The following is a 337-nucleotide window of genomic DNA, read 5'->3' as shown; positions in this document are numbered from 1 at the left end:
TCAGTAGCGGTAGTGGTCGGGCTTGTACGGGCCGTCGACGGGCACGCCGAGGTAGGCGGCCTGGTCGTCGCTGAGGACGGTCAGCTTGACGCCGAGGGCGTCGAGGTGGAGGCGGGCGACCTTCTCGAGGTTGAGCAGGCGGCCCTCGGACAGGACGATGACGACCTTGCCGTCGGGGAAGGTCCACGTGTGGACCTGCGGCTTCACCTCGTCCTTGACGATGCCGGGGACGGCGGCGAGGCCGGCCATGTCGATCTCGTTGTCGAAGTGGCCGATGTTGCCGACGATCGCCTGGTGCTTCATCCGGGCGATGTCGGACGCCATGATGATGTCCTTG

Annotated in this window: 1 protein-coding gene; it reads right to left on the bottom strand. The window is 66.8% G+C overall.

Features of this window, described 5'->3' with window-relative positions; all coding sequences use genetic code 11:
• Positions 1-337 (bottom strand): adenosylhomocysteinase (locus tag IF73_RS0137265; protein WP_031016033.1); only part of this gene is annotated, 337 nt, incomplete at its 5' end.

Source organism: Streptomyces sp. NRRL F-5727 (assembly GCF_000719555.1).
GTDB lineage: Bacteria > Actinomycetota > Actinomycetes > Streptomycetales > Streptomycetaceae > Streptomyces.
Note: the sequence above shows the minus strand (reverse complement) of the source record. Positions and strands in the feature narration are given on the sequence as shown.